The sequence below is a fragment of the Nocardia crassostreae genome (genome assembly GCF_001613405.1).
GTDB classification, from domain to species: domain Bacteria; phylum Actinomycetota; class Actinomycetes; order Mycobacteriales; family Mycobacteriaceae; genus Nocardia; species Nocardia crassostreae.
The window spans coordinates 819,288-845,511 of record NZ_BDCH01000012.1; the positions used below are offsets into that span (position 1 = coordinate 819,288).

At 68.4% G+C, this 26,224-nt stretch carries 18 protein-coding genes and 1 pseudogene; 11 read left to right on the forward strand and 8 right to left on the reverse strand.

Annotated features, from left to right (window positions below):
• Window positions 1–67 precede the first annotated feature (67 nt).
• From NC4_RS10600 to NC4_RS10610, 3 genes are read right to left on the reverse strand one after another with little or no spacing between them, the layout of a single operon-like run.
• Window positions 68–2,890 carry a type I polyketide synthase gene (locus NC4_RS10600; RefSeq protein ID WP_067535585.1) on the reverse strand — a complete coding sequence of 941 codons (2,823 nt, stop codon included), beginning with the start codon at window positions 2,888–2,890 and terminating at the stop codon, window positions 68–70.
• A gap of 57 nt (window positions 2,891–2,947) precedes the next feature.
• Entirely contained in the window at window positions 2,948–4,354 is a 1,407-nt protein-coding gene (locus NC4_RS10605; protein ID WP_067535588.1) for an aminotransferase class I/II-fold pyridoxal phosphate-dependent enzyme, read from the reverse strand.
• Window positions 4,351–10,740: a type I polyketide synthase gene (locus tag NC4_RS10610; protein WP_067535591.1), complete on the reverse strand. Its 6,390-nt coding sequence runs from the start codon at window positions 10,738–10,740 to the stop codon at window positions 4,351–4,353. The genes NC4_RS10605 and NC4_RS10610 overlap by 4 nt, the downstream gene beginning before the upstream one ends.
• Window positions 10,741–11,213: 473 nt before the next feature.
• Here NC4_RS10610 and NC4_RS10615 point away from each other — a divergent pair, with 473 nt between their 5' ends.
• The 4 genes from NC4_RS10615 (at window position 11,214) to NC4_RS10630 (ending at window position 14,298) form a co-directional block, all read left to right on the forward strand.
• On the forward strand, window positions 11,214–11,621 hold the full coding sequence (locus tag NC4_RS10615) for a hypothetical protein (protein ID WP_067535594.1): 408 nt from the start codon (window positions 11,214–11,216) through the stop codon (window positions 11,619–11,621).
• A 97-nt stretch (window positions 11,622–11,718) separates the two neighbouring features.
• Window positions 11,719–12,015, forward strand: coding sequence for a type VII secretion target (locus NC4_RS10620; protein WP_067535598.1), 297 nt, complete (start codon window positions 11,719–11,721; stop codon window positions 12,013–12,015).
• On the forward strand, window positions 12,012–13,418 hold the full coding sequence (locus NC4_RS10625) for a WXG100 family type VII secretion target (protein ID WP_067535601.1): 1,407 nt from the start codon (window positions 12,012–12,014) through the stop codon (window positions 13,416–13,418). Before NC4_RS10620 ends, NC4_RS10625 begins: the two co-directional genes overlap by 4 nt.
• 16 nt (window positions 13,419–13,434) lie before the next feature.
• Window positions 13,435–14,298 carry a hypothetical protein gene (locus NC4_RS10630; protein WP_157554483.1) on the forward strand — a complete coding sequence of 288 codons (864 nt, stop codon included), beginning with the start codon at window positions 13,435–13,437 and terminating at the stop codon, window positions 14,296–14,298.
• Window positions 14,299–14,313: 15 nt separating this feature from the next.
• Here NC4_RS10630 and NC4_RS10635 read toward each other — a convergent pair whose 3' ends face one another.
• Window positions 14,314–17,067, reverse strand: coding sequence for an ATP-binding protein (locus NC4_RS10635; protein ID WP_067536153.1), 2,754 nt, complete (start codon window positions 17,065–17,067; stop codon window positions 14,314–14,316).
• Window positions 17,068–17,188: 121 nt separating this feature from the next.
• On the opposite strand from NC4_RS10635, the gene NC4_RS10640 reads away from it, so the two are divergent.
• The 5 genes from NC4_RS10640 to NC4_RS10660 all read left to right on the forward strand — a co-directional run bounded on the left by NC4_RS10640 (window position 17,189) and on the right by NC4_RS10660 (window position 21,091).
• A complete protein-coding gene (locus NC4_RS10640) occupies window positions 17,189–18,130 on the forward strand; it encodes an alpha/beta hydrolase (RefSeq protein WP_067535607.1) in 942 nt (313 codons plus the stop codon).
• Window positions 18,127–18,984 (forward strand): alpha/beta hydrolase, encoded by an 858-nt coding sequence (locus NC4_RS10645; protein ID WP_067535611.1) that lies wholly within the window; start codon window positions 18,127–18,129, stop codon window positions 18,982–18,984. The genes NC4_RS10640 and NC4_RS10645 overlap by 4 nt, the downstream gene beginning before the upstream one ends.
• Before the next feature lie 87 nt (window positions 18,985–19,071).
• Window positions 19,072–19,488 (forward strand): hypothetical protein, encoded by a 417-nt coding sequence (locus NC4_RS10650; protein ID WP_067535614.1) that lies wholly within the window; start codon window positions 19,072–19,074, stop codon window positions 19,486–19,488.
• 9 nt (window positions 19,489–19,497) lie between these two features.
• Window positions 19,498–19,986, forward strand: coding sequence for a hypothetical protein (locus NC4_RS10655; RefSeq protein WP_067535617.1), 489 nt, complete (start codon window positions 19,498–19,500; stop codon window positions 19,984–19,986).
• Between the two features lie 250 nt (window positions 19,987–20,236).
• Window positions 20,237–21,091, forward strand: coding sequence for a helix-turn-helix transcriptional regulator (locus tag NC4_RS10660; RefSeq protein ID WP_218020981.1), 855 nt, complete (start codon window positions 20,237–20,239; stop codon window positions 21,089–21,091).
• 10 nt (window positions 21,092–21,101) lie between these two features.
• On the opposite strand, the gene NC4_RS10665 is transcribed toward NC4_RS10660, so the two are convergent.
• The 3 genes and pseudogenes from NC4_RS10665 to NC4_RS44480 form a co-directional block, all read right to left on the reverse strand.
• On the reverse strand, window positions 21,102–22,235 hold the full coding sequence (locus tag NC4_RS10665) for a glycoside hydrolase family 76 protein (RefSeq protein WP_084528791.1): 1,134 nt from the start codon (window positions 22,233–22,235) through the stop codon (window positions 21,102–21,104).
• Window positions 22,236–22,278: 43 nt separating this feature from the next.
• Complete coding sequence (locus tag NC4_RS10670; RefSeq protein ID WP_157554485.1) at window positions 22,279–22,770, reverse strand: hypothetical protein; 492 nt, start codon at window positions 22,768–22,770, stop codon at window positions 22,279–22,281.
• A gap of 139 nt (window positions 22,771–22,909) precedes the next feature.
• Window positions 22,910–23,398, reverse strand: a pseudogene (locus NC4_RS44480) (acyltransferase family protein); the annotation flags it as partial.
• A gap of 412 nt (window positions 23,399–23,810) precedes the next feature.
• On the opposite strand from NC4_RS44480, the gene NC4_RS10680 reads away from it, so the two are divergent.
• Both NC4_RS10680 and NC4_RS10685 read left to right on the forward strand, forming a co-directional pair.
• Entirely contained in the window at window positions 23,811–24,662 is an 852-nt protein-coding gene (locus NC4_RS10680; RefSeq protein WP_067535628.1) for an alpha/beta fold hydrolase, read from the forward strand.
• Between the two features lie 42 nt (window positions 24,663–24,704).
• Window positions 24,705–25,478 (forward strand): enoyl-CoA hydratase-related protein, encoded by a 774-nt coding sequence (locus tag NC4_RS10685; RefSeq protein WP_067535631.1) that lies wholly within the window; start codon window positions 24,705–24,707, stop codon window positions 25,476–25,478.
• Window positions 25,479–25,501: 23 nt separating this feature from the next.
• Here NC4_RS10685 and NC4_RS10690 read toward each other — a convergent pair whose 3' ends face one another.
• Window positions 25,502–26,176, reverse strand: a complete 675-nt coding sequence (locus NC4_RS10690; protein WP_245721621.1) for a respiratory nitrate reductase subunit gamma — start codon at window positions 26,174–26,176, stop codon at window positions 25,502–25,504.
• Window positions 26,177–26,224 lie beyond the last annotated feature (48 nt).

The following is a 26,224-nucleotide window of genomic DNA, read 5'->3' on the forward strand; positions in this document are numbered from 1 at the left end:
AGCCCGCGGCTTCGACACCGGCGGTGCTGCGCGAGGGTGCGAGCCAGTAACGACGACGCTGGAAAGCTTAGGTGGGCAACGACACCCGGGAGACCGCGCGACCGGCGAAGCACACCCCCCAATCGACATCGGCACCGGCGGTGTATGCGCGCGCCAGACAGTTCAGGAACTGGTCGACCTCGCCGCGCCCCCGCCGCGCCGCGGCGACCACCAGCGACTGCGCCGCCGCATCCGCCGGGAGGTTCTGCTGGGCCATGGCCGTCAGCACCGCATCCGGGCCGATCTCCAGGAATCGCCGCGCACCCCAGTCCACCAGAGTGTCCATGCCCCGGGCGAATTGCACAGTCGCGCGAATGTGCTGAACCCAGTAGTCGGGCTCCAGCACCTCGTCCCCGGCGATCCGTCCGGAGACATTCGACACCAGCGGAATCTGCGGACGCAGGTAGGTCACTTCCCATGCGACAGCGGCGAACTCGGCGAGGATCGGGTCCATCCGGTGGGAATGGGAGGCGATCGATATCCGCAACCGCGAGGTCTCGCGCCCGCGGTCACCGAACCACCGCTCGACCGCCGCCACCGCATCCTCGTCACCGGAAACCACCACGGCGTCAGGCGCATTCAGCGCGGCAATGGACACCCGTTCCGCGTGGTCGGCGATCGCCTCGGACACCTCGCGCTCGTCCGCCGCGACGGCCAGCATCGCGCCACCATCGGGCGACAGCCCCATGAGGCGACCGCGCGCGGCGACCAGCTTGCACGCATCCGGCAGCGACCACACCCCGGCGAGGTACGCGGCGGCCAGCTCGCCGGTCGAATGCCCCACCAGGACATAGGGTGTCACGCCGAACGACTCCAGCAACCGGCAGAGCGCGACTTCGTAGGCGAACAGCGCGGGCTGGGAGAAGTCGATCCGATGCAGCACGCTCGCACCAGCATCCGCACGAGCATCGGCATCGGCGGAGCTGCCGTCGGCGAGCTGACCGGTGAACATCAAATGCTTCAGCGAACCGCCCAGCAGGGGATCGAACTGCGCGCAGATCTCGTCCAACGCGGCGGCGAACACCGGAAACGCCTCGTAGAGTTCACGTCCCATACCGACGCGCTGCGCGCCGCCCCCGGTGCACAAGAAGGCCGTCTTCCGGGTGACCGCCTTCCCCACCGCCACTTCGGCGGAGCCGGAGGGTTCGGCCAGCGTCGCGAGTCCGGCGAGCATGGCGTCCCGGTCCGTCCCCACCACCGCGCCCCGCCAGTCCAGCCGGGCCCGGGTCGTCAACAGCGAGTGGCCGATGTCCTCGATTGTCAGATCGGGGTCATTGCTCACCCAGTCTCGCAGTTTGGCCGCCTGCGCCCGCAGCGCGTTCTCGGTCTTCGCCGAGAGCAGCCACGGGACGGCCTCGATGGGAGCGGGAGCCTGTGCGGAATCGGGGGTCTCGACCGGAGCGGGAACCGGCTCCGGGATCGTCGCCGAGGCGGGAGTTCCCGCCGGGGCGGGAGCCTCCTCCAGAATCACATGCGCATTGGTGCCACTCGCCCCGAAGGAGGACACGCCCGCGCGCCGCACCAGCTCACCCGCGGGCCACGGCTCGGCCGCGGTGAGCAATCGCACCGTGCCCGCCGACCAGTCCACCTGCGGGGTCGGTGCATCGACATGCAGTGTCGGGGGCAGTATTTCGTGCCGCAGCGCCTGCACCATCTTGATCACGCCGCCGACCCCGGCCGCGGCGGAGGTGTGCCCGATATTCGACTTGAGCGAGCCGATGCGCAGTGGTTCGCCGACGCGATCGCGTCCGTAGGCGGCGATGAGCGCCTGTGCCTCGATCAGGTCGCCGAGGGTGGTGCCGGTGCCGTGGGCCTCGACGGCGTCGATATCGGCGGGGGTCAGACCGGCATTGGCGAGAGCCGCCGCGATGACCTTCTCCTGCGACGGGCCGTTCGGGGCGGTGAGCCGGGCGCTGGCACCGTCCTGATTGATCGCGCTGCCGCGAATGACCGCGAGGACCTGATGGCCGTGCCGCCGGGCATCGGACAACCGCTCGACCGCGAGCATGCCGAGGCCCTCGGAGAATCCGGTCCCGTTCGCTCCCGCCGCGAAGGCCCGGCACCGTGCGTCGGGGGACAACCCGCGCTGGCGGCTGAAGGCGATCAGCAGGGTGGGGTCGGACATGACGGTGACCCCGCGGACCAGGGCCAAGGAGGTCTCGCCCTGCCGTAGGGCCTGACAGGCGAGGTGCAGCGCGACCAGCGACGAGGAGCACGCGGTGTCCACCGAAAGCGCCGGGCCCTTGAAACCGAAGGTGAAGGAGACCCGTCCGGCCAGCACGCTGGCCGAAATACCCGGGTAGGCATGGCCTTCCGCTTCGGCGCTGAGCCCCGGCGAACCCACGCGCGGACCGTAGTCCTGGTGGATGACGCCCGCGTACACCCCCGTATCGCCGCCGCGCAGCGACGCCGGGTCGATACCGGCGTCCTCCAACGTCTCCCACGCGGCTTCGAGGAACAGTCGCTGCTGTGGATCCATCGACTCGGCGACACTGGGCGGGATCGAGAAGAATCCCGCATCGAAATCGCCTGCGGTATGGAGGAATCCACCCTCCCGGGTGGAGATGGTCCCCGGCACGTCCGGATCGCTGTCGAACAATCCCTCGAGATCCCAGCCGCGATCGGTCGGGAACGGCCCGACGGCATCGGTACCCGAGGCGACCAATTCCCACAGCCGCGCCGGAGTGTCGGCGTCGCCCGGAAACCGGCAGCTCATCCCGACGATCGCGAGCGGTTCCCCGGCACGATCTTCCAGCTGCTGGATGTGCTTCTTGGCGGTGCGGAGCTCTCCGGTGACCTTCCGCAGATACCGGCTGAGACGTTCCTCGTTGCTGGTGCTGGGACTGCTCATGCTGGGGCCAAACTCCTCGTCGATCAGGTCCAAATGTTCATTCGAGGCCGGTCGCGCTCAGACCGCGGCCGCGTGCTCGGGAATCCGCGCGGACTCGGCAATCGTCTCCGCCAGCAGGTCCGCGGTCGACATGAGTTGCCGCTCGGTGTGTTCCGAGGTGACGAAGAACCGCAGCCGCTCCTTGCCGACCGGCACCACCGGGGCCGAGATCGCGCCCGCGTACACCCCGCGCTGCAGCAGCGTCGCCGAGACGAACCCGGCGCGCATCTCGCCGGGCACGATCACCGGGCAGATCGGAGTCCCCTGGGACACACAGAGATCGATGCCGCGCTCCCGCAGGGCCGCATTGAACAGGGCGGTGTTGTCCCACAGCCGCGCGACCCGCTGCGGTTCCTCGATGAGCACCTCGAGCCCGGCCAGCGCGGCCGCGATGGTCGACGGCGCAGGCCCGCCGGTGAGCATGGCGACCCCGGGGGCGCTGGCCTTCATGGCCCGGATGAGATCCGCGTCGGCCGCGATGGAGCCGCCGCAGCTGCCGAGCGCCTTCGACAGGGTGCCCATCCAGATGTCGACATCGGCGCCCGCCATATCGAAATGCTCCCGCATGCCGAACCCGTGCGCGCCGAACACGCCGAACGAATGCGCCTCGTCGACCATGACGGCACAGTCGTATTCCCGTGCCACAGCGGCCAGTTCGTCGACTCGGCCCACCGTCCCGTCCATGCTGTAGTGCCCTTCGAGCACCACCAGGGCCCGGTCGAAGCCGGACCGCGACATGCGCAGCACCGAACGCAGCGACTCGGGATCGTTGTGCCGGAAGTTGATCCGGCGGCATCCGGCCCACTGCGTACCGGAGACGACGCTGCCGTGAATCAGCGAATCGCAGATGGCCACATCGCGCTCGCCCAGCAGGAACCCGATGACGCCCGCATTGGTCAGATAACCGCTCGTGGTCACCATGGCGTCGCCGACCTGGTAGATCTCGGCCAGCCGCCGCTCCAGCTCGCCGTACAGCGGAATCTCGCCTGCCACAATGCGACTGGCCGCAGCCGACGCACCGTACTGGTCGAGACCACGCTTGGCCGCCTCAACGACCCGGGGATGGTTGGCCAGCCCCAGGTGGTTGTAGGCGCTGAAGTTCACCAGCTCGCGGTCCAGCGCCCGGATCACCGTGTCGTTGGGGCTGTTCCGCGGCAGGAACAGCGGGTTCGCCATATCCGACTGTGCGGTAATCGCATCGATGGCAGCCCACTTCCGCACGGTGGCAGCCACTTCCGGATGATCGGCGAACTGGCGGCCGGGGCCGCGGCGCACCTTCGGGGCCGCCGCGGCCGGTGGCGCGGAGACCGCCGGGGTAGCGGGATGCTGTGCCACGGTCGCACGGGCCGGGCTCGCCCCGGCCGTGGCCGGTGTCGCATTGCCCGCCAGCAGTTTCCGGGCCAGATCCCGGGCCGACTCGGTCATGCGATCACCTCTCCCTGCTGGGCTCCGGCCGCGGAGGTTCCCGCGACGAAGAACTCGGCGACCTGCGCGCCCGCCTGCGCCAGGGTGAACACCCGCCCCAGCTTCAGCGTCGTCAGGTCGACACCGAGCGCCTTGGTGACCAGCGCGCTGAACTCGACCGCCATGAGCGAGTCGAGACCGAGCTCCGGCACCGGCACGGTCAGATCGATGGAATCCGCCGCGACACCCATGACCACCGCCAATTGCTCGGCGAGCATGTGCGCGACCACATCCCGGCGTTTGCCCTCGTCGAGCTCACGCAACGCGGCAACCAGCTGCGATGCCGCCGAATCGTCCTCGGCCGAGGCCGCGATCTGCTCGATCATGCGGCCGGTCCGCGCGAAGTGCGGTCCACCGGCGACCACCTTGCCCCAGTCGACCGGAATGATCGCGGCCTGATGGTGCAGGCCGAGAGTCAGTGCGGCCTCCAGGTATTCGGTGCCCTCGTCCATATCGATGGTGTCGAACCCGGCGGTGATCAGGTAGCGCGCCAAGTGTTCTTCGGCCGCGGCCATACCGCCGCCGGACATATGCCCCCAGCCGACGGCGAGCGCGTTTCCGCCGTCGCGGACGACCCGGTCGGCCACGACATTCAAGGCGAGATTCGCCGCGGTGTAGGAGTACTGCCCGATGCCGCCGAAGATCGCGCTGCCCGAAGAGAACAGCACGAACAGGTCGAGTTCGGCTCCGGCGGACTCGATTCCGTGCAGCAGCGCGCGCACGCCGTCGATCTTCGGACCGAACACCGCGGCCAGGCTGTCTCGTTCCATGACCGAAATACGCTTGTCGTCAACGATTCCCGCGGTGTGGAACACGCCCTTCAATGGGTGCTGCGGATGGTGCGCCCGGCCGACGACCGCGGCCATGGCCGCCTCGTCGGTGACGTCGACCAGTTCGGTGACGACCTCGACGCCCATCTCCTGCCACGCCGCCAGCTGCTGGCGGGCCGACTCGGTCCGCGCGCCGCCGCGACCCAGCAGGGTCAGCCGCGTCGCGCCCTTGCCGACCAGCCAGCGGCCGATCGCCAGGCCGAAGCCGCCGAAGCCGCCGGTGATGAGGTACTGCGCCCCGGGATCGACGGTGACCTCGGGAATCTGCGGACGCACCAGCGGCGCCTCGCTTTCCAAGCTCACCACAATGCGGCCGAGCTGGCTCGAACGCGCGACATCCTCGAATGCCCGTGCCACGTCGTCGGTTTCGTACAGTTTGTACTGCAAGCGGCGGTAGACGCCCGCGTCCAGCTTCTCGTTGACCCGCTGCCCGAGCGCCACGGTCGCCTGCCGTCGCAGCGCCAGCATGCGATCCAGATCGAAGGAGTGATAGGAGACGTTCTTGTCGAAGTTGCGCATATCGAGCATGCCGCCCGTGTAGATATCGGCCTTGCCGATCTCCACGATGCGCCCGAATTCGGCCACGGCCTTGAAGTTCTGCCGCAGGATCTCCCCGGGCGCGGTGCTGATCACCACATCGGCCCCGCGGCCGTCGGTGAGGGCGAGCACATCGTCGGCGAAGTTCAGCGATCGCGAGTCGAGCACGTGATCCGCGCCCTGGGCGAGCACGTACGCGCGCCGTTCGTCGGTGCTGGCCGTGCCGATCACCTCGGCGCCGTGCAGCTTGGCGATCTGCACCGCCGCCGTGCCGACGCCGCCCGCCGCGCTGTGCACCAGCACGGTGTCGCCCGGCTGCACCCGGGCCAGCTCGAGCAGCGAGTACTCGGAGGTGGAGAAGGCGGTATTGCTGCTGCAATGGCCGGGCTCCGCATCCGCGCCGACCCGGAAGAGCAGATCGCTCGTGGTGGTGTGGAAGCGGCTCATCAGGCCCTTCGACACGAGGATGACCTGCTCGCCGACGGCGAGATCGGTGACGTCCGCACCGACCCGGACCACCGTGCCCGTGCCCTCCATACCGGGCGTGGTGTCGAAGAACGTTCCGGCCAGGTCGCGTTCGCCGAGGACGCTGAGCACCTTGAGCGGGTCCTTGTAGTTGAGGCCGACGGCCCGCATCCGCACCTCGACCTCACCTGCCTCCGGGGCGCGCCGATCGCAGCGGCGCCAGCCGAGCCGGGAGAGCACCCGTGATTTGGGGACCTCCAGGGTGAAGTTCGCCTCGGGATCGGTCAGCGGGCTGGCCTGATCCAGCGCGTCGATCCGGCCGGGCAGTGAGGCGTCCACCACGGTCACCCAGCGCAGACCGTTGCGCAGGAACACCTTGTCGGAGTTGTCGTAGGTGAACGCGCCGGGGATGGCGAGTTCGGCCGCGAGATCGGCGTCGGTGACCTCGGATTCGACATCGACGAGCCGCCAGCGCAGCCGCAGTTGCTCATTGAGCAGCACCCGGCGCGCACCGGCCAGCGCGGCATGCGCCGGATTGGGCGGGGCATCGCCCTCGGGATGGGCGAAGGCCTGCTCGGTGAGCAGGGTGATGTGGATCGACCCGTCGCCGGTCATGGCGGTCTCGGCGCCGCGCTCGTCCAGACACGCGTTCAGGAATTCCTCCGCGGTGACGGCCAGCCTGCGCAGCGTCCACAGATTGTCCATGTCCGTGTATTCCGAACCGGCCACGAAGACCACGTGCACGCGCTCGATGCCCTCGAGCCGTGCGGCGGTCCGAAGCCGTTCGCGCAGCACGTCTTCCAGGTCGGTACGGGACGGATCGCCGACCGCGAGCACCTCCGCGCGGGCAGCCGTCCGCGCCACCTGCGCGGCGCGCTCCCCGGGCGCGGAACCGAGTTCGACGATCAGCGTGAACGCGGTGTCGGCGGCGGGCAGCCCGGTGGTGTCGACCGGATCCCGCAGCTCCCAGCGGTCTTCGTAGAAGAAGTCCGACATTCGCTGCAGCGCAACGCGTCCGGGCACGATCGAACCGAATCGCATGCCGAGGATCTGCAGGACGACATTGTGCTCGGCATCGAGCAGATCGATATCGGCGGTGGGCGCCGCGCCGGTGGCATCCAGGCGTGCCACCACCGTCACCTCGTCCGGAATGGCCGCGAAGGCGCGCACCGCGGCGACGCCGACCGGCACCATCGCGCCGTCCTGAGCGCTGCCCGCGCCCGCCAGCAAGGCGGCGACGCTCTGCAATGCGGCATCCACGACGCAGGGGTGCGCGAAATGGCCGGAGTCGCGGGCAATGCTGCCGTCCAGGGTCGACACGACCGTGGTTCCGGAGACGCGCACCGAGGTCGCGCGCTGGAATGCGGAACCGTACCGCAGATCCCGGGCTGCCAGGCCGGTGTAGAACGCGGCCGGGTCGATCTCCAGCATCTCCTCGATATCGGGCACGTCGACCTTGGTCGGCTCGTAAGTGCCGATGATCAACCGCCCGGTGGCGTGCACCGTCCACACAGTGCCTGCCGCGCCCCGGGAGCGAATGGTGAACCGCTCCGTCGATTCCTCCACCCGGAGCTCGACGATCGGCGCCTCACCCTCGTCGATGACGAGCGCCGCGACGAAATCCACATCCTCCAGGGCGGCCCGGGTGGCATCCGTGCGCAGCGCCACCGCGCTCAGCGCGGCATCCAAATAGGCTGCGCCGGGCAGGATTCGGGCGCCACCGACCACGTGATCGTCGAGCCACGGCAGCGATGCGACGCTCAGCTGCACCGTCCACGTCGTCGACGGGTTGTCCAGATCCGGATCCCCGAGCATGGGGTAGCTGTCCGGGGTGCCGTACCGGCGCTGCTGATACTCCGGCAGCTCGTTGCGCAGCCGGGTGCGCTGGCACGGGTAGCGCGGCAGGCCGATGTGCGGGGTGACCGGGTTTCCGGCGAACAGCGCGTCGATGTCGAGCACGCCCGCGGTGTAGAGCCCGGCCACGGTCTGCCGGATGCTGTCGGCGTCCGCCTGCTTGCGGTTGAGCGTGCCGATGCTGGTGCCGGTCTCGCCCGCGCCCAGCAGGATCTCGCGAATATTGGCGCCCAGCACGGGATGCGGGCCGACCTCGAGGAAGACCCGGTGGCCCGCACCGACCAGCGCGGTGAGCGCGTCGGCGAAGCGAACCGGTCGGCGGACGTTCCCGCACCAGTACTCGGCGTCCCAGTCCGCCTCGGTCACCGGTACGCCGGTGACCGTCGAGTACAGCGCGACGGTCGGCTTCGACACGGTGAGATCGGCCAGCGCCGTACGCAATTCGTCGAGAATCGGCTCCATCAGATAGCTGTGATAGGGCACCTCGACGTGCAGCCGCTTGGCGAAAACGCCTTGCGCGGTAAGTGTTTCCGCAATGCGGTCCAGTTCGTGCTCGTCGCCCGCCAGCGTCACCGCGGTCGGGCTGTTGACCGCCGCGATATCGATGCGGTCGTCGCCGTCGATCAGTTCCCGCGCGGCCGCCTCGGACAGCCCGATGGCGAGCATGCCGCCGGTGCCCGCGGTGGTGGCCTGCAGGCGCGCGCGATGGTAGCTGACCAGCAGTGCGTCGCGCAGGGAGAGCATGCCGGTGACGTAGGCCGCGGACACCTCGCCCACGCTGTGGCCCACCACCGACGCCGGTTCCACCCCGAGCTCGCGGAGCATGGCGAACAGCGCGACCTGCACCAGGAAGTTGGCGGGCTGGGCGACCGCGGTCTCGGTGACCCGCGACTCCTCCTCCGATCGCAGCAGCTCCTCGACGATCGACCAGCCGGAGATCTCCCGGAACACCGCGTCGATCCGGGCCGCCTCGGCGGCGAAGGTGCCACCGGCCTGGAGCAGTTCGCGTCCCATGGCCCACCACTGCGGGCCCATACCGGTGAACACGAAGACCGGTTCGGCGACCTTGCCGCCGAGCACCCGGGTCGCGCCGCGCCCGGCGCCGGTGGCGTAATCCACCAGGGCGCGAACCAATTCGGCGTCGTCGCCGAAGGTCACGGCGGTGCGCACCGGATGGTGCTGGCGGCGGGTCCACGCCGCCTCGGCGAGGTGACCGGGATCGGCGCCCTCGGCGATCAGCTCGGCGAAGCTGCGCGCCAGTTCGCGGGTCGCCTGCTCGGGCCGCGCCGAGATCGGGAGCACGCCGAAGTGCTTCGGCCGGTGTTCACCCACCCCGTCCCCTGCCGTCCCCGCGAGCTCGGAACCGGCGGGCACGTACTCCTGCAGGATGGCGTGCGCATTGGTGCCGCCGTAGCCGAATCCATTGACCGCCACCGTCATTCGCTCGACCTCGGGGCCGACCGGCTGTAGGTCCAACTGGAGCTCGATGCCCAGTTCGTCGAACGGGATATCCGGATTCGGCTCGTTCAGCCAGCCCTGCGGGGCGATCGTCCGCTTCGAAATGGCGAGGGCGGACTTGATGATGCTCGCAATGCCGGACGCCGCCTCGGTGTGCCCGAGCTGCGCCTTCACCGAGCCGACACCCACCGGCGTCGTCCGGCCCGGGACGGAGCCGTAGGCCCGGCCGATGGCCCGCAGCTCCAGCGGATCGCCGACCGGCGTACCGGTTCCGTGCGCCTCGACGTAGGTGACCTCGTGCGGTTCGATGCCCGCGCGGTGGGTCACCGTCTTGGCCAGTTCCTCCTGCAGATCGGCATTGGGCACGGTGATCGCGGTGGTGCGCCCGTCCTGGTTCGACCCGGTCGCCTTGATCACGGCGTAGACCCGGTTGCCGTCGCGCTCGGCGTCGGCCAGCTTCTTCAGCACCACCATGCCCGCGCCCTCACCGCGGCCGTAGCCGTCGGCCGCGGCGTCGAAGGGCTTGCTGCGGCCGTCGGCGGCCAGGAAGCCGCCCTTGCACATGGATACGAACGGTTCCGGCTGCAGCAGCATGGTGACGCCACCGGCCATGGCGACCTCGCAGTCGCCGCTCTCGATCGCCTGACATGCCAGATGCAGGGCCACCAGCGACGACGAGCACGCGGTGTCGACGGTGATCGCGGGCCCGATGAGGTTGAGCACGTAAGCGATTCGATTCGACAGCATGGTGTACGACGCGCCGACGGCGGTGTGCATGTCGACGTGCGGCAGGGCGGCATCGGCCACCGAGACGGCGAGCTGATCCAGCGTGAACGCGCCGACGAAGACCCCGAGCGGCGTCCCCGCGACCCGGCCCGCGACGCCCGCGTCGTCCAGGGCTTCCCAGGCCACCTCGAGCACCACCCGCTGCTGCGGGTCCATGGCGGTCGCCTCACGGGGCGAGATGCCGAAGAAGTCGGGATCGAATTCCCACGGGTCGCCGGTCAGGAAGGCCGCGCGTTTGGTGTACATGCGGCCGGGCGTCCGCTTGTCGGGATCGTAATAACGCCGGTAGTCCCACCGCTGCGCCGGGATGTCCACGACACCGTCGCGCTTCTCGGCGACGAAGTTCCAGAAGGATTCCGGTGAATCGATGCCGCCCGCGTACCGGCATCCGATACCGACAATGGCAATGTCAGACAAAGAGTCTCCTCGGTAAACTCGAATCCCCCCGAGAAGTGACCTGCGGGATCGCGCCCCGCGATTCCGTTACGACACGAAACCCCACACCGGTTCGCGCGCAACACCATTCATTTCGGGCTCGGTAACGCCGATGCGCCGGGGACACGGGGTCTCGATCGGGTTCCAGAACGCGAAGGCTCCAGCGGCAGCCCGCACCATCTCACCGATATCCCACCGCGTCGCACGTCCCTCTACCCTGCCTTGCCCGGACCGGCTCATCCGCCGGACCGTCCTTCGAACGCATGCTCATCCGTCACCGGACAACCTACTGGCGGGTAGATTACCCGAGGGTACGAACCTGGCAACTGGACAGCTTTGTGTCATATCGCATTTCGCCTCGCCATTGCTTTGTGACAGCTCATCGCCTAAGCTGCCTCCGCGACAGTCGTTGCTGTCCAAGGCAATTGAACTTCGGCCAATCGGAGCGATCGAGGATGGGCTCGCAACGGCGCTCCGAGCCGCTCGTGGCGCAAGTGGATCGGCTGGCCAAAGCGGTCGCCGGTAGTCACGCCGTGATCAGTGAGGGCGGCATCTCCGTCGATGTGCGGGCCGATGGCCGCATCGTGGCCATCCATTTCGACGAGGGCCGTGTTCCCGATGGCGGTCGGCTCGGCGCGGTGCTCACGGACATGATCAATAGAGCTCGTGCACAGGCGCAGGCTCGAGTCGGCGAGGTCGTGCGCGAGGTCGGGTCCGACCCGCGGGTGACGCGCATGGTCGAGCAAATCCACGATTCGCCCGACCTCGCGGTGCCCGAACCGCTCGCATCGGCTGCCGATGGGTACGAGCCGGACAGCGAATTCATTCGGGGCAGGTCGCGGATCGCCGACCTCGACTGGTAGGCCGGAGTCGGCCGCGCAGGGGTGTGCGGCTCTCGGGTTCCGGGTTCGGTAACGGGATATAGTCGGACCTGAGATCGGTTGTGTGTCAGGGGGAATCATGTCATTCAAGGTCGATCCGGAAGCGCTGCGGGCATGGGCGAAATGGCTGGAAGGGCTGGCCGATGATGTCCGCGACGTCGGGGACAAGGCGACGGCCGACGCCGCCGCGGCATTTCCCGGAACCGCGCTGGGCGCCAGCCTGACGAGTGCGCGCGACGGGGTGCGGTCGGCATTGGGGAGTTTCGCGTCGCGGCCGGACGAGATGGCCGAGCTGGCTCGGGGCGCGGGGGACACCTATGAGATCACCGATGCCGACCTCGCCGCGGGGTTCGCGGCAATGGGTGGTGTGCAGTGAGCGCTGAGCCGTCGAATCTGCTGATCTCGCAGGTCGAGCAGTGGAATCCGGATGCGCTCGGCGCCGACGCCACCAATTTGACCACGGTGGTGACCGAGGGGAGGTCGCTGCTGCAGTCGATGCTGACCGAGCAGGACGATCTGGCCGAATCATGGACCGGGCCCGGCGCGAGCTCCGCCGCCGCGCGGGTGGTGCGGGAGAACACCGCCGGGAGTCATATTGTCGACGAGATCGACAGCATTCGACAGCTCTACGCCCTGCACGAGACACAGCTGTCCACTGCCAAGGACACTGTCCTGAATACGCGCACGAACATTCGGAACATGGGTTTCGACGTCTACGACGACGGCAATGTCAATGCCGAAACAATGCGAAACGCACTTATCGCAACGGCTCGGGACAATGGGCAGGACGAGGGCGTGCCCGGGTACGTGGCCGCCGCGATACTGCAACTCGACTATGCGGCGGCAGAGCAGCGCCCGGTCATGAAGGCGGCGCTGCAGAACGCGGGCAATGTCGCGCTCACCGCCAAGACCGCGATCGATCTGGCGATTTCCCAGATGTCGCGGCTGGTGCTGACCGAGGCGCCGAACAAGGTGGTGCGGACATTGTTTTCCGGATTGCTGAATCCGGAGACCGCGCGACCGTCCGAACTGCCGCCGGAATTCGGCCCGCTCGGCGCGATGACGTCATTGCAGAACGGGATTCCGGTGACGACCACCCTGGCGGACGGATCCGCGCAGACGATCACCCCCAACCCCGATGGCACGCTCACCGTCAGCACCACGACGAAGGAAGCGGACGGATCGACCATCAGCACCGCGACGATCAATGGAGGGCCCGCGACCACGACAGTGTCGATTCCCCGGAACGACGGGTCCGGCGTCACCGATGTGAAGGTGACCGGACCGGACGGGAAAACGCTACGGCTGCAGACGATCTCGACGGGCGCGGGCCGATCGGTGACGCGGGCGGTCAAGGACGACGGCTCGCTCGGTGCGGTGGTGTCGGAGACCTATCCGCAGAACGACGGTGTGGTCACCGACGTGTACGGGGAGAACGGCGTGATCGACCGCCAGTGGGAACGACCGGACGGCTTCCGATCCTTCGAGCAGTACGTCCCCGGTCCGGACGGGCAGCCGACTCTGGTCGGGACCTCGAATTCCGCAGGGATGCAGGAGAACAGAGAGTTGCAGGTGGCCGAGGCCGGAACACCCGCCGCGAATACGGTTGCGACAGTCGGGGGATGGGCCGGAGCGGCCGCGGGCGCCGCGGCGGGTGCGTGGGCGTGCGCGCCGACCGGACCGATCGGCTCGGCCTTCTGCGCGGGAGCCCTCGGTGCGGCCGCGGGTCTTGGATTGGGGTCGTTCGGCTCCTGGGCCGCGGAACAGCCGTCCAAGTAGTCGCTAGGGAGTCGGAGTGCGGAACAGTCGCTCGGGTATCGAAGCCCCCTTACTGCCGTGGCCGGTCGAATGGGGCAGGGAAAGGCTGCCCGGAACACTCATCGCCGCCTTGGCGGTCTTCGCCGTCGGCGCGCTGATTTCGATTCCCTACACCATCGCTTTCGCCACCGAAGGCCGTACGCTCAGAACGGCATACGGCGCCGTCGGCGGGCTCATGTTCCTGTCCTTCGCCACCTTGCTGGCACGACAACTCCGGGTCCGGCGGAGAAGGCTGCCCGGCAGACTCGGGGTCGATGATTCCGGCGGATTGCAAGCGGGACTTCGTATCTGCTTCATACCCTCCTGGCGTCAGCTGGTACTGGTCTGGCTGGCCGCTGCCGCTGCCTTCCTCGTGCTTCAGGGCCTGTTGTTCGTCGTCGATTCGTCCATCGACGGCATTGCCGTCGTGGTCGCCTTCCTGGCGATGATCGCCCTGCTGATTCGTCATCTGCTGTCCGACGACAAGCACCGGAACTACGTTCTCCTCCGCAAAGAAGGAATCCATCAGTCGATGGTCGGCGGCTGGAAATCCATCATGTGGTGCGACATAGCCGAAATCTCCCCGTGCGTCGTGATCAACTCCCACACGGTCCGTATCGTGCCGCACCTCGGAGCGCACATCGACGTGGCCTCGGGCTCGAGCCCGATCGACCACTGGCAACGCGCTCTCCTCCAGCAGCACATGGACTTCCAGCCCTGGGTCCTGGGCATCGACCCCGCCCTGTTCCTCCACCTGGTCCGCTACTACTGGCAGCACCCGGGATCCCGCGACGAGCTGACCTCGAACGCAGTGATCGATCGCATGAGCCGCGGCGACCTCCACCCGTCCCCGGCGAGGTGAACGCGGCCGAGCTGGTCAGAGATGGGGTTGCAGGTCGCGGCGGGAGGTGACGTCGAGTTTCCGGAATACCTTGCGCAGGTGGTACTCCACGGTGGCGGTGCTGAGGAACAATTCCGCGGCGATCTGCTGGTTGGTGATGCCGGTGGCGGCCAGGTGCGCGATCTGGAGTTCCCTGGGGGTGAGTGCCCGGGCGGTGGCGGGGGTGCGTTCCCGCGCCGTTTCACCGGTTCCCGCCAATTCGGTGCGGGCGCGGTCGGCGAAGGTGGTGGCGCCCATGCTCTCGAAAAGGTCCAGGGCAGTTCGTAATTGGTCGCGGGCGTCGCGGCGGCGACGGCGGCCGCGTAGCCATTCGCCGTATGCCAGCCGGGTGCGTGCCAGTTCCGTACGCAGCGGCGTCGATTCGAAATGGTCGAGTGCTTCGAGATACAGCGGCTCGGCGTCGTCGGCGGCGAGCAGGGCGCGACTGCGCGCCAGTGCGCCCAGCGCCCACGGGGTTCCGCTGGCGGTCGCGCGGGCGGTCAGGCGGTGCAACGCGCGTTCGGCGGCGGGGGTGTCGTTGTTGCGGACGGCGGCCTCGACCAGGTCCGCCAGCACCATGCCGCCGAAATGCGGTGGGTCCTCGTCGAATACGACGGTGGCGGCGGCCTGCGCGGCCGGGTATCGGCAGCGTCCCAGGCGCAGGGTTACCAGTGCGCTGCGGGCGAGCTGCACCTGTAGCCCGCCGGGGCGTTCGGCGTCCGGTCCGGCCTGCGCGGCCACCGCCGCCAGGGTGCGGTCCTCGTCGCCGGTCCAGCCGTGGATCACGGCGTCACTGGTGTCGGCGTAGCGCAGATCCGCGCCGCTGGCCGCCGCCACATCCTTGAAATCGGCGAAATAGGCCGCGGCGGTGGTGAATCGGCCGCACAGCAGGGCGTGGGTGGCGAGCCCGTGAGTACTGGCCTGGAGGATGCGCAGCGAGCCGTGGCGGCGCGCGGTCGCGGCGTAGCGGCGGGAGCATTCGCCGAGGGCGTCGATATCCCAGAGTTCCAGGGCGAGAAGCACTCCCAGCAGGAACCAGCGGGCGGCGTCGGTGTCCTCCGCGCCATCGGCCAGCATGGCCGTCAGGGCGCGCCGCATATGCGGCACCGCCGTCGTGTAGTCGCCGCCCACCAAGTGGGCGTGCGCGTCGAGCAGCAGATCGCCGAGCGTGGGCTCGCCCGGCGGTCTCGGCAGGTCGAGCGCGGCCTCGGCAATGCGCCGGGCGGTCATGCCGCCGCCGATGCGGGCGACGACGGCGACGGCGTCGAAGGCCTCCAGCAGGGTGTCGCGGGCGGTGCGAATATCGGTGCCCGCGAAGACCATCGCGGCGTCGTACAGCAGCGGCACGGCGCCCTCGCGGCCGAGCATGACGTTCATGAAGCCGCGCAACCGCATCGCGTGGGCGTCCAGGACCGCGATGCCCAGATCCGGTGTCAGCGCGTCGAGCAGTTGTTCGGCCAGATACGGGGCTCCGGCCGTGAGGGCCGCGCCGGTCGCGGCGAACAGTCGCGCATTGTGTTGCGGGGCAGCCGAAGTCAGCTCGGCGGCCGTGCGCAGGAAGGTCGCCTGCGCCAGATGGCCGCCGCGTTCGCGGGCGCGGTCGGCGGCGGCCACCAATTCGGCGGCCACCGTCTCGTCGGGACCGTCGGTGGCGGCGGCGCGATGCCAGGCGTGGCGATCGCGGTCGGCGACCGGGTCGACGGCGGCGGCCAGTGCGGCGTGCGCCTGCCGCCGCCGGGCTGTGATCGCGCCGCCGTAGACCGCGGAGCGAATCAGCGGGTGACGGAAACGCGGTGCGGCGGAACCAGTTCCGAATTCGATCAGATCGGCGCGGTGGGCGGCGTCGAGGGCCGCGGTAATGGCGTCGGCGGTGGCCGAGGTCAGGATCGCGGTCGCGTGCCGCAGAACGGTGCGATCGCAGCCGGAGTCGGCCGCGAGCACCAGCAGGAAATCCTGTGCGGTGGTGTCGAGGCGGTGGACCAGTCGCAGGAAGCGCGCCTCCAATCGGCGGTCCAGCGGCACCGGGTCCCCGGCTCCGGGCTCCAGGTCCAGGGGTGCGCCTTCGTCCAGCCTGCGCGCCAATTCCAGGATCGCCAACGGGTTTCCGCCGGTTTCCGAGAGCAGGTGCGCGGTGATCACGGCGTCGATCCGGGTGTGCAGTTCGGCGTCGAGGAGGTTCGCGGCATCGGTGTCGGCGAGTCCCGCCAGCGGTAGGGCTGGCAGCCCGGCCAGCACATCCTCCTCGGTGTCGTGGTCGCGTACGCCGAACAGCAGCACGATGGCCTCCGCGTCCAACCGGCGCGCCACGAACCCCAGCACCCGCACCGATTCCCGATCCAGCCATTGCGCGTCGTCGCAGACCACGAGCAGTCCGCGATCGGCCGCGGCATCGGCCAGTAGCGAGAGCGTGGCCAGTCCGACCAGGAACAGATCCGGTGGGGCGGAGGCGGGGAGCATGCCGAATGCGGTCTCCAGTGCGTCGCGTTGCGGACCCGGCAGTCGTCCGCGCTCGCCGAGGAAGGGCAGCAGCAGGGCGTGCAGGCCCGCGAATCCGAGCTCCCGCTCGGCCTCGATGCCGGAGCCGCGGCTCACCCGCAGACCGCTCGCGTCGGCGACGGCACGATCCAGCAGCGCCGTCTTCCCGATACCCGCCGCCCCCGAAACGACCAGGACTCCGCTGAGACCGGATTCCGCCCGCTCGATCAGCCCCGTGATCTCCCCGAGTTCCGCCTTGCGACCACGCAGCACCATGGTCACAACCTAACTGCGGGGTCGCGGGGGCTACCAACGACTAAGGACGGTCAAGGATTCGAATCCGGCCGGATCGGCGGATTGTCGACCGCGCAATCGAATCCGATCCGGGAGGTCCGTTATGAGCAAACCTGTTCTGGAACCGGCGGCTCAGGCTTTCGTCGAAGCCACCGCCAATCCGCCCTATCTGTTCGACCTCGGGCCCGTCGCGGGCCGCAAGGCGGTCGACGAGGTGCAATCCCCGGAGATCGAGGTGCCCGGCGCCGAGCGTGCGGTGATCACCGAACCCGATCTCACCGTCTTCCGTCCCGCCGGGGTGTCCGGTCCGCTGCCGGTGATCCTCTACATCCACGGTGCGGGTTGGGTTTTCGGCAACGACCACACCCATGGTCGGCTCGCCCGCGAGCTGGCCGTCGGTGCGGGCGCGGCGGTGGTGTTCGTGAACTACGACCTGTCGCCCGAGGCGCGCTATCCGGTCGCCGTCGAGCAGGCGTTCGCGGCATTGCGGTGGATCACCGCTCACGGCGCGGACCACGATCTCGACCCGAGCCGGATCGCGGTCGCCGGAGACTCCGTCGGCGGCAATATGAGCGCGGCGCTGACGCTGCTGGTCAAGCAGCGCAATGCCACCCCCTTGGCCGGGCAGGTGCTGTTCTACCCCGTCACCGACGCGTCCTTCGACACCGGCTCCTACCGGCAGTTCGCCACCGGCTACTTCCTGCGCCGCGACGCCATGGAGTGGTTCTGGGATCAATACCTCACCGATCCCGCCCAGCGCGCCGAGATCACCGCATCGCCGCTGCGCGCGACCAGCGAACAACTGGCCGGACTGCCGCCGGCGCTGGCGATCACCGCCGAGGCCGACGTACTGCGCGACGAGGGCGAGGCGTACGCCGACAAACTGCGCGAGGCGGGTGTTCCGGTCACCGCGGTGCGCTACGGGGGCATCATCCACGACTTCGTCATGCTCAACGCCCTGCGCGACACCCACGCGGCCGCGGCCGCCATCGCCCAGGCCGCCGCGTTCCTGCGTGCCGTCCTCGCCGGGAAGGAATCGGAATGAGCTTCACCGAGCACGACATCCAACAGGTTCGGCAAGCCAATGAAACAGGCCGCGTCCCGGTAGTTTTCGTACACGGCCTCTGGTTGCTGCCCTCCAGCTGGGACCGCTGGGCCGAGGTGTTCCGCGCCGCCGGATTCGCCCCGGTGCTGCCCGGCTGGCCCGACGACCCGCACACCGTCGCCGAGGCCAACGCACATCCGGAAACCTTCGCGGGCAAGACCGTAGGCCAGGTAGCCGACCACTTCGCCGACCTCATAGCCCGATTGACCACCAAGCCCGTCCTCATCGGCCACTCCTTCGGCGGCCTACTGGCCCAAATCCTGGCGGGCCGTGGCCTTTCCACCGCCACCGTGGCCATCGACCCCGCCCCCTTCCAGGGCGTTCTCCCCCTACCCATCTCCTCCCTGCGCGCCGCCGCCCCGGTCCTGACCAACCCCGCCAACCGGCACCGCGCCGTCCCGCTCACCTTCGACCAGTTCCGCTACTCCTTCGCCAACGCCGTAGACGAGCCCGAAGCCAAACACCTCTACGAGCAATTCGCCGTCCCCGCCCCCGGCGCCCCCCTCTTCCAAGCCGCCACCGCCAACCTCAACCCCTGGACCGAGGCCAAGGTCGACTCCCTCAACCCAGCACGCGGCCCCCTCCTCCTCATCTCAGGAGAGAAGGACAACACGGTCCCCTGGGCAATCACCAACGCCGCCTACAAGAAACAACACCGCAACGAGCACTCCATCACCGAGATCACAGAGATCCCCCACCGCGGCCACTCCCTGACCATCGACTCCGGCTGGCGAGAAGTCTGCGACATCGCCCTCCACTTCACCCAGCGCTTCGTCACACAAGAGCAACCATGACCAGGCCGAACACGCCCAAATGGGAGGGTTTGGGCACGTCCGCGTAATCCGTGAACACACGTTCGAATGGACGGTTAGCTTTTTCGCGTGCCGTCCATTCGTCACGAGATCCCCCTGCACCTACTGCGTCATCGCCCCGAGGTCGCCCCTCGGATCGCTCGCACCGTGCTCGGTTTGCCGATTCCCGACCTGCCGTGCTGGCGGCCCGGTCCCGAGACGGTCACATTGCTGTCGCCGGGCGAACTACATTTGGACCTCGTGCTGGTCGGTACGAGTACCGACAAACCGGAGTTCGCGATCATTCACGAGGTTCAGAACTCGTGCGGTAGACAGGAACTCGAACGCATCGCGATGAGCTGGCCAGCCTACGTCACGCATGTGCGTCAGCGGCTGGGTTGTCCGGTGGTGCTGCTGGCGTACTGCCCCGATGAACGGACCGCGCGAGGGGTCGCTGCTCCGGTGGAAACCGGTCACCCCGATTTCGTGTTCCGGGCACGCACGTAGTGGCCGGGAATGCTGCCCGCAATCACCACGGTCGCAGAGGCCGACCAGTGGCCGGAATTGGCCTTGCTGTCGGCGCCGGGGCACCTGGGCGATTCGGAGCGCCACGTCGTTCTAGCCATGGCGCTGGAGGCGATGCAACGCCTCGGTCCGGATTGGCGGGTCCACTACCATGACTACATCAGCAAATGCGTACCCGCCCGGTACCGGAAAGAGTGGGAGAGGCTCGTGGCAATGGCGATCGAGAACTACCACTGGGAGAGCGATTTCGCCCGCGAGCATCAGGCCATCGGCCGTGCCGAGGGTAAGGCCGAAGGCAAGGTGGAGGCGCTGGCGGGGTCTGTATTGCGGATTCTGGATCGGCGGGGAATCGCAGTTGATGAGGCTGTTCGAGCGCGGGTTACCGGTTGCTCGGATTTCGATCAGTTGACGCGGTGGCTGGATCTGGCGCTGGTGGTGGAGTCTGCCGAGCAGATCTTCGACCTCGATACCCGCGCGTAGACGGCCCGGTCACTCGATATGCCTGCTCGATCAGATCGGTGACTGTGTCGGGGTGGCTGAGCATGACCGCGTGGGTGGAATCGACCTCGGTGATGTGGGCTTCGGCGCGGTCGGCCATGAATCGCTCGAGGCTGGGGGTTATGGCGTGGTCCTTGGTTGGGATCAGGGCCCGGGATGGGATGGTTTGCCGGTGAGACTGGTGTCACCACCACCTGGCACGGTTGCTGCGCGGTGGCCGATCATGGACGGCGTGACCGCAACCCTCTCTCGACGTACCGAGCTCGCCGCGTTCCTGCGCAGCCGCCGCGACCGCATCACACCGGCCGAGGTGGGGATGCTGCCGGGATTGCGCCGCCGGACACCGGGTTTGCGGCGGGAAGAGGTCGCCCAGCTCGCTGGGGTCAGCATTACCTGGTACACGTGGCTCGAGCAGGGGCGGCCGATCAATGTGAGCGGTCAGATCCTCGACGCCATAGCGCGCACGCTGCGGCTCGATACCGCCGAGCGAGATCACCTGTATCGGCTGGCCGAGGTGCCGATTCCCGAGGTGGCGACCAGCGCCGACCGGATCAGTCCCACCGTGCAGTCGATCCTCGACAGCATCACCGGTTTTCCGGCGGCAGCGCTCAACAGTCGCTGGGATCTGCTGGGCTGGAACGCATCCTGCGCCGCGGTGTGCCCGGGGCTCATCGCGCCGGGCAGCTCCCGCAATGTGCTGTGGGAGCTGTTCGTCACCCGGGAATGCTGCCGCTGCTTCGTGAATCGGGATATCGGCCTGCCGCATCTGGTCGCCTCGTTCCGGGCGACGTTCGGACAGCATCTCGACGACCCGGCCTGGATCGATATGATCCGCGGACTATCCACCGCGAGTGCGGAATTCGCGCGACTGTGGGCCAATCACGATGTTGCCGCCCCGCCCAGCCAGACCATGACCTACCGGCACGCCGCGGTCGGGGAACTGTCGTTCTCCATGACGAGAATGGATCTCGCCGCGACACCCGAAACATTCATCACGGTGTGGACGCCGGTCGACGACGAAAGCCGTCGACGCATGGATTGGTTGCTCGCCCATCCGGATACACCCGCCGTGGATCACACGCACTGATCGAGCGCGCTCAGTAGCCCGCGGCCGTGAGGCGGTGGTCGGCTTCGAGGAGCATCCAGCCGCTGAGCTGGACCGATAAGTCGTGGGGTAGGTGGTTGGGGTGGGTTATGGGGCGGGTCCAGTCGGTGCCGAAGAGGGGGAGACCGTCGACTTCGGCGCGGTGGTGCCAGGCGGCTCGGGCGGAGGCGTGGACCAAGTGGGCGGCGGTGGTGTCGCCGAGGGTGAGGGCGGCTTCGGCGAGGTAGCGGGCACAGATGCCCATGAACAAGCCGCTGTCCGATTCGCCTGCGCCGGGGATGACGCCGTCGATGCAGAGTTCGGCGGCGGTGGCGGCGATGAGGGCGGCGGCGCGGTCGTGGTGGGCGGATGTGCCGGTGCGGGCGGCCAATTCGGTTTCCAGGCCGATGGTCACGCCCTGGCAGTAGGTGAGGATGGTGGTGTCGCGGCGGCCGCCGGGTTCGTGGATGCCGTCGAGGATGAGGCCGGTATCGGGGACGCGGAGGCGGGTGTGGAGGAATTCGGCCAGCTCGCGAGCGCGGGGTAGTTCGCCGGTGCGAGCCAGGGCGATGGCGGTGGGGCCGATTGCGGGGGTGTTGTAGTAGTCGCTGCCGATGCGCCAGGGGACCGCGCCGACGGACGGGTTCCAGCCGTCGAGCAGGGCGGTCCGCAGGGTGTCGGCGGCATAGCCGAAGCGGATGTCGAGGAGTCGGCCGGTGCGTTCCACTGCGACTGCGAGCCAGCCCATATCGTCGTAGTAGCGGTTGGTCCAACCGGTGAGATTGCGGGTGCGGATGCTCTGGGCGAGGGCGGTCACCCGGTCGAGGCGTTCGGGGGTGCGGGCGCGGTGCGCGGCATCGACCGCGCAGTCGAGCAGGTGCGCCTGCCACCAGTAATCCCATTGGGCGAAGGACAGATCCACCATGGAGTACGGCCAGCGGATCGCGCCCAGCCGTGCCGCGCGCATGCCCCACAGGGGGCGCACGTGCCGCGCCAGGATCGCCCGCTCGGTCAGATCCGCGCGTTCGCCGGGGTCGGCGGGGCCCGGAGGCGGATTCAGCGTGATCGACCCCGCGTCCGTGGGCGCCGCCAGCACGGTGAGCGGAAGCCCGACTCCGGTCGCCAGCAGAAAACGGCGGCGACTCATGCCTGTGCTCCGGCGGTGGGCTTCACTCGGATCCATGTGTCGGTCACCGTGGGGGAGCGGTTGTCGCGTTCGGCTGCACGGCCTTCGTCGTGGACAGCAGTCCGCCTGCCACGAAGATACCCAGTATCGCGAGTGCCGATGCCATTGTCGTGGTGAGACGTTGGGACCAGATCACGTACAGCGAGACCGCCGCGAGCAGCGCGCCGAGTATGGACGCCGGGGTGGTCGCGCGGGGTTCGTATCTGGCGCAGAACACATCCCAGCGGGTCACCACCTGGACCACGACCAGCAGGACCACACCGGCGACGGCGATCCAGGCCGGGCGGAACAGCCACCAGGTGCCCGGGTCGTGGGGGAGCAGCAGGGCGGGGGACAGCAGGGCGAGGCAGGCCAATGCGGCGATGACCGGGATGTGCCACAGGTAGATCGTCATCAGATTCGTGGTCACGACATCGAGGACGGGGCGCAGGGCCGGAGGCGGTTTCCGGCCCGCCAGCCGCCGGTCGGCGAGCACCAGCACCATCAGTTGAACCACGGCGAGAACCGACAGGGCGGTGGTCGGGGGGGAACAGATTCGAGACGGGGGCGTCGGCGAGCCCGTACATGACCGGCGGATACGGACCGGCGAAGACCATGGCGGCCAGTACGGCGATGGCGATCGAGCCGATGGCGACCACACCCGCATCGGAGACCGGGCGCAGCTGTCCACGCGTGAAAACGATGCCGAGCTGATGGCAGAACAGCCAGACGAACAGCATGTTCAGATCGCCGATTCCGTTGTGCGCGAAGTTGAGCGCGTCGACGACCGCCGACAGGGCGAGCAGTGCGACCGGCGCCGCCCACGCGTGCCGATCGTGCAGTGCGACGGCCACCGGCGCCGCGATGACCGCGATCAGATACACGGCGAGAAACCACAGCGGGCTGGCCAGCACATAGGCCGCCTCCTTCGCCTCCTTCCCCGATACGGCGCGCAGCGACCACACCACCGCCGTGAGCACCGCGACCAGCGGGATGGCGGGCACGATCAGCCTGCGCGCCCGCGCGCCGAGATACCCGCCGTAGCCCGTGCCCTCGCTCCGCCATCGATCGATCCGGCGCGTATTGGCCGGCCACCGGCGATGAAGAACAACGGCATCACCTGGATCAACCAGCTCAGCACCCACAGCGGCTTCCCGTGCAGCGCGGGATCACCGCGAATGACGTCGTCGGTGACGGTCACCCGCACCGAGATCCAATGAATGACAACGACCACGGCGATGGCGATCACCCGAGCAAAGTCGATCGTCCAGTTCCGCCGCGGCTCGCTCCCGCCCGGTTCGTTCACACTGGAGAATAGTCCGATGCGCTTGAATGCCGGGTAAACGCAGAGCGCGTAAACAATCTCGAATACGCGACTAATTCGAATCGGGCGATGTCGGCGGGCGCTGGCCAGATGGCATTCCCCAGGAAATGTCAAGTCTTGGTTGGTTGTTCGATTCCGGGGTAGCGTTATTTCCCACCCGGCTCCTATATCCGAGCGGGTTTCGTGCTGCCTTTTTCCGCTGTCGAACCGGAGGGTGAACCGCGTTGAACTCCATGATGATCCAAGTCGGCGACATCGAGCTGTGGACCGAAAGTCTCGGCGGGACAACCGATCCGGCTCTACTGCTGCTCGTCGGGGATACGTTGTCCTCGACCGGCTGGCCGCAGCCGTTGGTCCAGCGTTTCGTGACCGCCGACCGCCGGGTGATCCGCTTCGACTACCGAGATACCGGAAGGTCGACGTGGCGGGAATTCTCCGCGCACCCCCACACATTCGGCGACCTGGCCTCCGACGCGATCGCGGTATTGAACGCGTGGAAGATCGATGCCGCGCACATTGTGGGTTTCGGCATGGGCGGCGGGATAGCCCAGTTGCTGGCGCTCGACCACGCACCCCGGATGCGAACCCTCACCCTGAGCAACTGTTTCGCCCTCGGCGTCGACTTCTTCGGCAACTGGGACCGAGCGCTGACCGGCGAGCCCACCCCGGACGGCCTCCCAACCCCCGACCGCCGATTCGTCGAGTCCGCCTTCGGAATGAGCTCCTCCGACACCACCATCGATCAGATGATCTCCGGTGACTTCTACGACGAAGCCGAGATCCGGCACGCGGAACTCACCGCACTCGAGCACGCGGGCCGAACCCAGCCGTGGGAACAGCACCCCCACGGCGAAATCCACAACGACCTCGACGAACGCGGTCCCGAACTACCCGGCATCACCACCCCGACCCTGGTAATCCAGGGCATGCGCGACCCGATCAACCCACCACCCCACGGCCGCCACCTCGCGACCCTCATCCCCAACGCCCGCCTCGTCGAAATCCCCGGCATGGGCCACTCCCTCCCCGCCCCCATCCACCCCGAATTCGCCACCGCCGTCCTCGAACACACGCGTCCTCGTTGACAACAACCGACGGGAATCCCAGCGCAGCGATACCGTCGAGGCATGGCGCAATATCAGCACATCCTGGTTGACCGCACCGGTGACACCGTCCGGATCACCATGAACCGCCCCGACCGGCGGAACTCGCTGTCGGAGGGTCATCTGGCGGAGTTGCTCGATGCGTTCCGAGCAGCGGGGGAATCCGATGCGACGGGCATCGTGCTCGCAGGCGCCGGGCCGGTGTTTTCCGCAGGGCACGATTTCGGCGATGTGGCGGCGCGGGATGTGGAGGGCGTGCGGGATCTGTTGCGGGTATGCACCGATTTGATGCAGACCATCCAGTCAGTCCCGCAGGTAGTGGTGGCACGGGTGCACGGGCTCGCCACGGCGGCAGGGTGCCAGCTGGTGGCAACCTGTGACCTGGCGGTCGCAGCCGAGTCGGCGGGTTTCGCCTTGCCCGGCGGTAAAGGCGGCTGGTTCTGCCACACCCCCGCTGTCCCCGTCGCCCGCTCCATCGGCCGTAAACGCCTGATGGAGTTGGTACTCACAGGCGATGTCGTCCCCGCCGACGTGGCATTGGCCTGGGGCCTGGTGAACGCAGTCGTACCCGACAACCAACTGGACGACGCGGTCACCGCCCTGCTCGCCCGCGCAACCAGGGGCAGCCGAGGCAGCAAGGCCCTCGGCAAGCAAACCATCTACGCACAACTGGATCGCCCCGAAGCCGACGCCTACGAGATCGCCCTCGAGGTAATGGCCACCGCCTCACAACTCCCCGCCGCCAAGGAGGGCATGGCCGCCTTCCTGGAAAAGCGCAAGCCCAACTGGACCGACTGAATCCCCATCCGCCGCTTGTTATTTCACGATCGCTGGCGGGCGGGCAGGAGAGCCTGCCAGGGGAGGGTGGCGGTGTGGCGGAGGAGGCGGGTGAGGGGGACGGTGAAGATGCCTGCCAGGCGGGTGTAGGGCCAGATTGCTATGAGGAGCATGAGGGTTAGGGCTCGGGATTGGTAGATGGTGGGGGCGTGGTGCATTACTTCGGGGGTGGGGTGGAGGGTGGCCAGGGAGCGGGCCCAGGTGAAGAGGTGTTCGGCGGTGCGGTAGCGGGTGTCGGTGGAGTAGGGGTCGAAGGTTATGAGGACTGCGGTGAGGAGGGTGGTGGCGAGGACGGGGAGGGTTATGCGGTCTATGGGGGTTATGCGGGGGCGGGGGTCGGCGGCTATGATGGGTGGGATGAGGATCAGGCAGGCGCCGGTCATGGCTAGGGGGATGGCGATGAGTTGGCCGGTGGTGATGAGCAGGTGGATGGGGGCCGGGGGGCGGGAATGGGGGCCGGAGGCAAGGGCTTCGGTGATTCGGGTGGCGAACAGTAGCGGGACGCCGATGCGGAAGGCTCGGCTGCCGAAGTGCTGGGCGCGGTCGGTGTGGGGGCCGTAGAGATAGCCGAGGAAGCGGTCGTGGCGGTAGCGCCAGATATGCCCGGCTACGCAGGAGGTCAGGGCGGCGGCGGGCAGGGCGACCCACAACACGTACATCACGGTGCGACTTCCTCGTACGATCCGGTCCCGCGGTTGGGCACCACT

Excerpts from the sequence above, each read along its gene's own strand:
- NC4_RS10615 (WP_067535594.1), top strand. The coding sequence starts at position 11,214 with ATGGGCTCGCAACGGCGCTCCGAGCCGCTCGTGGCGCAAGTGGATCGG.
- NC4_RS10680 (WP_067535628.1), top strand. The coding sequence starts at position 23,811 with ATGATGATCCAAGTCGGCGACATCGAGCTGTGGACCGAAAGTCTCGGC.
- NC4_RS10655 (WP_067535617.1), top strand. The coding sequence starts at position 19,498 with ATGCTGCCCGCAATCACCACGGTCGCAGAGGCCGACCAGTGGCCGGAA.
- NC4_RS10665 (WP_084528791.1), bottom strand. The coding sequence starts at position 22,235 with ATGAGTCGCCGCCGTTTTCTGCTGGCGACCGGAGTCGGGCTTCCGCTC.
- NC4_RS10640 (WP_067535607.1), top strand. The coding sequence starts at position 17,189 with ATGAGCAAACCTGTTCTGGAACCGGCGGCTCAGGCTTTCGTCGAAGCC.
- NC4_RS10645 (WP_067535611.1), top strand. The coding sequence starts at position 18,127 with ATGAGCTTCACCGAGCACGACATCCAACAGGTTCGGCAAGCCAATGAA.
- NC4_RS10600 (WP_067535585.1), bottom strand. The coding sequence starts at position 2,890 with ATGAGCAGTCCCAGCACCAGCAACGAGGAACGTCTCAGCCGGTATCTG.
- NC4_RS10685 (WP_067535631.1), top strand. The coding sequence starts at position 24,705 with ATGGCGCAATATCAGCACATCCTGGTTGACCGCACCGGTGACACCGTC.
- NC4_RS10605 (WP_067535588.1), bottom strand. The coding sequence starts at position 4,354 with ATGACCGAGTCGGCCCGGGATCTGGCCCGGAAACTGCTGGCGGGCAAT.
- NC4_RS10620 (WP_067535598.1), top strand. The coding sequence starts at position 11,719 with ATGTCATTCAAGGTCGATCCGGAAGCGCTGCGGGCATGGGCGAAATGG.
- NC4_RS10635 (WP_067536153.1), bottom strand. The coding sequence starts at position 17,067 with ATGGTGCTGCGTGGTCGCAAGGCGGAACTCGGGGAGATCACGGGGCTG.
- NC4_RS10690 (WP_245721621.1), bottom strand. The coding sequence starts at position 26,176 with ATGTACGTGTTGTGGGTCGCCCTGCCCGCCGCCGCCCTGACCTCCTGC.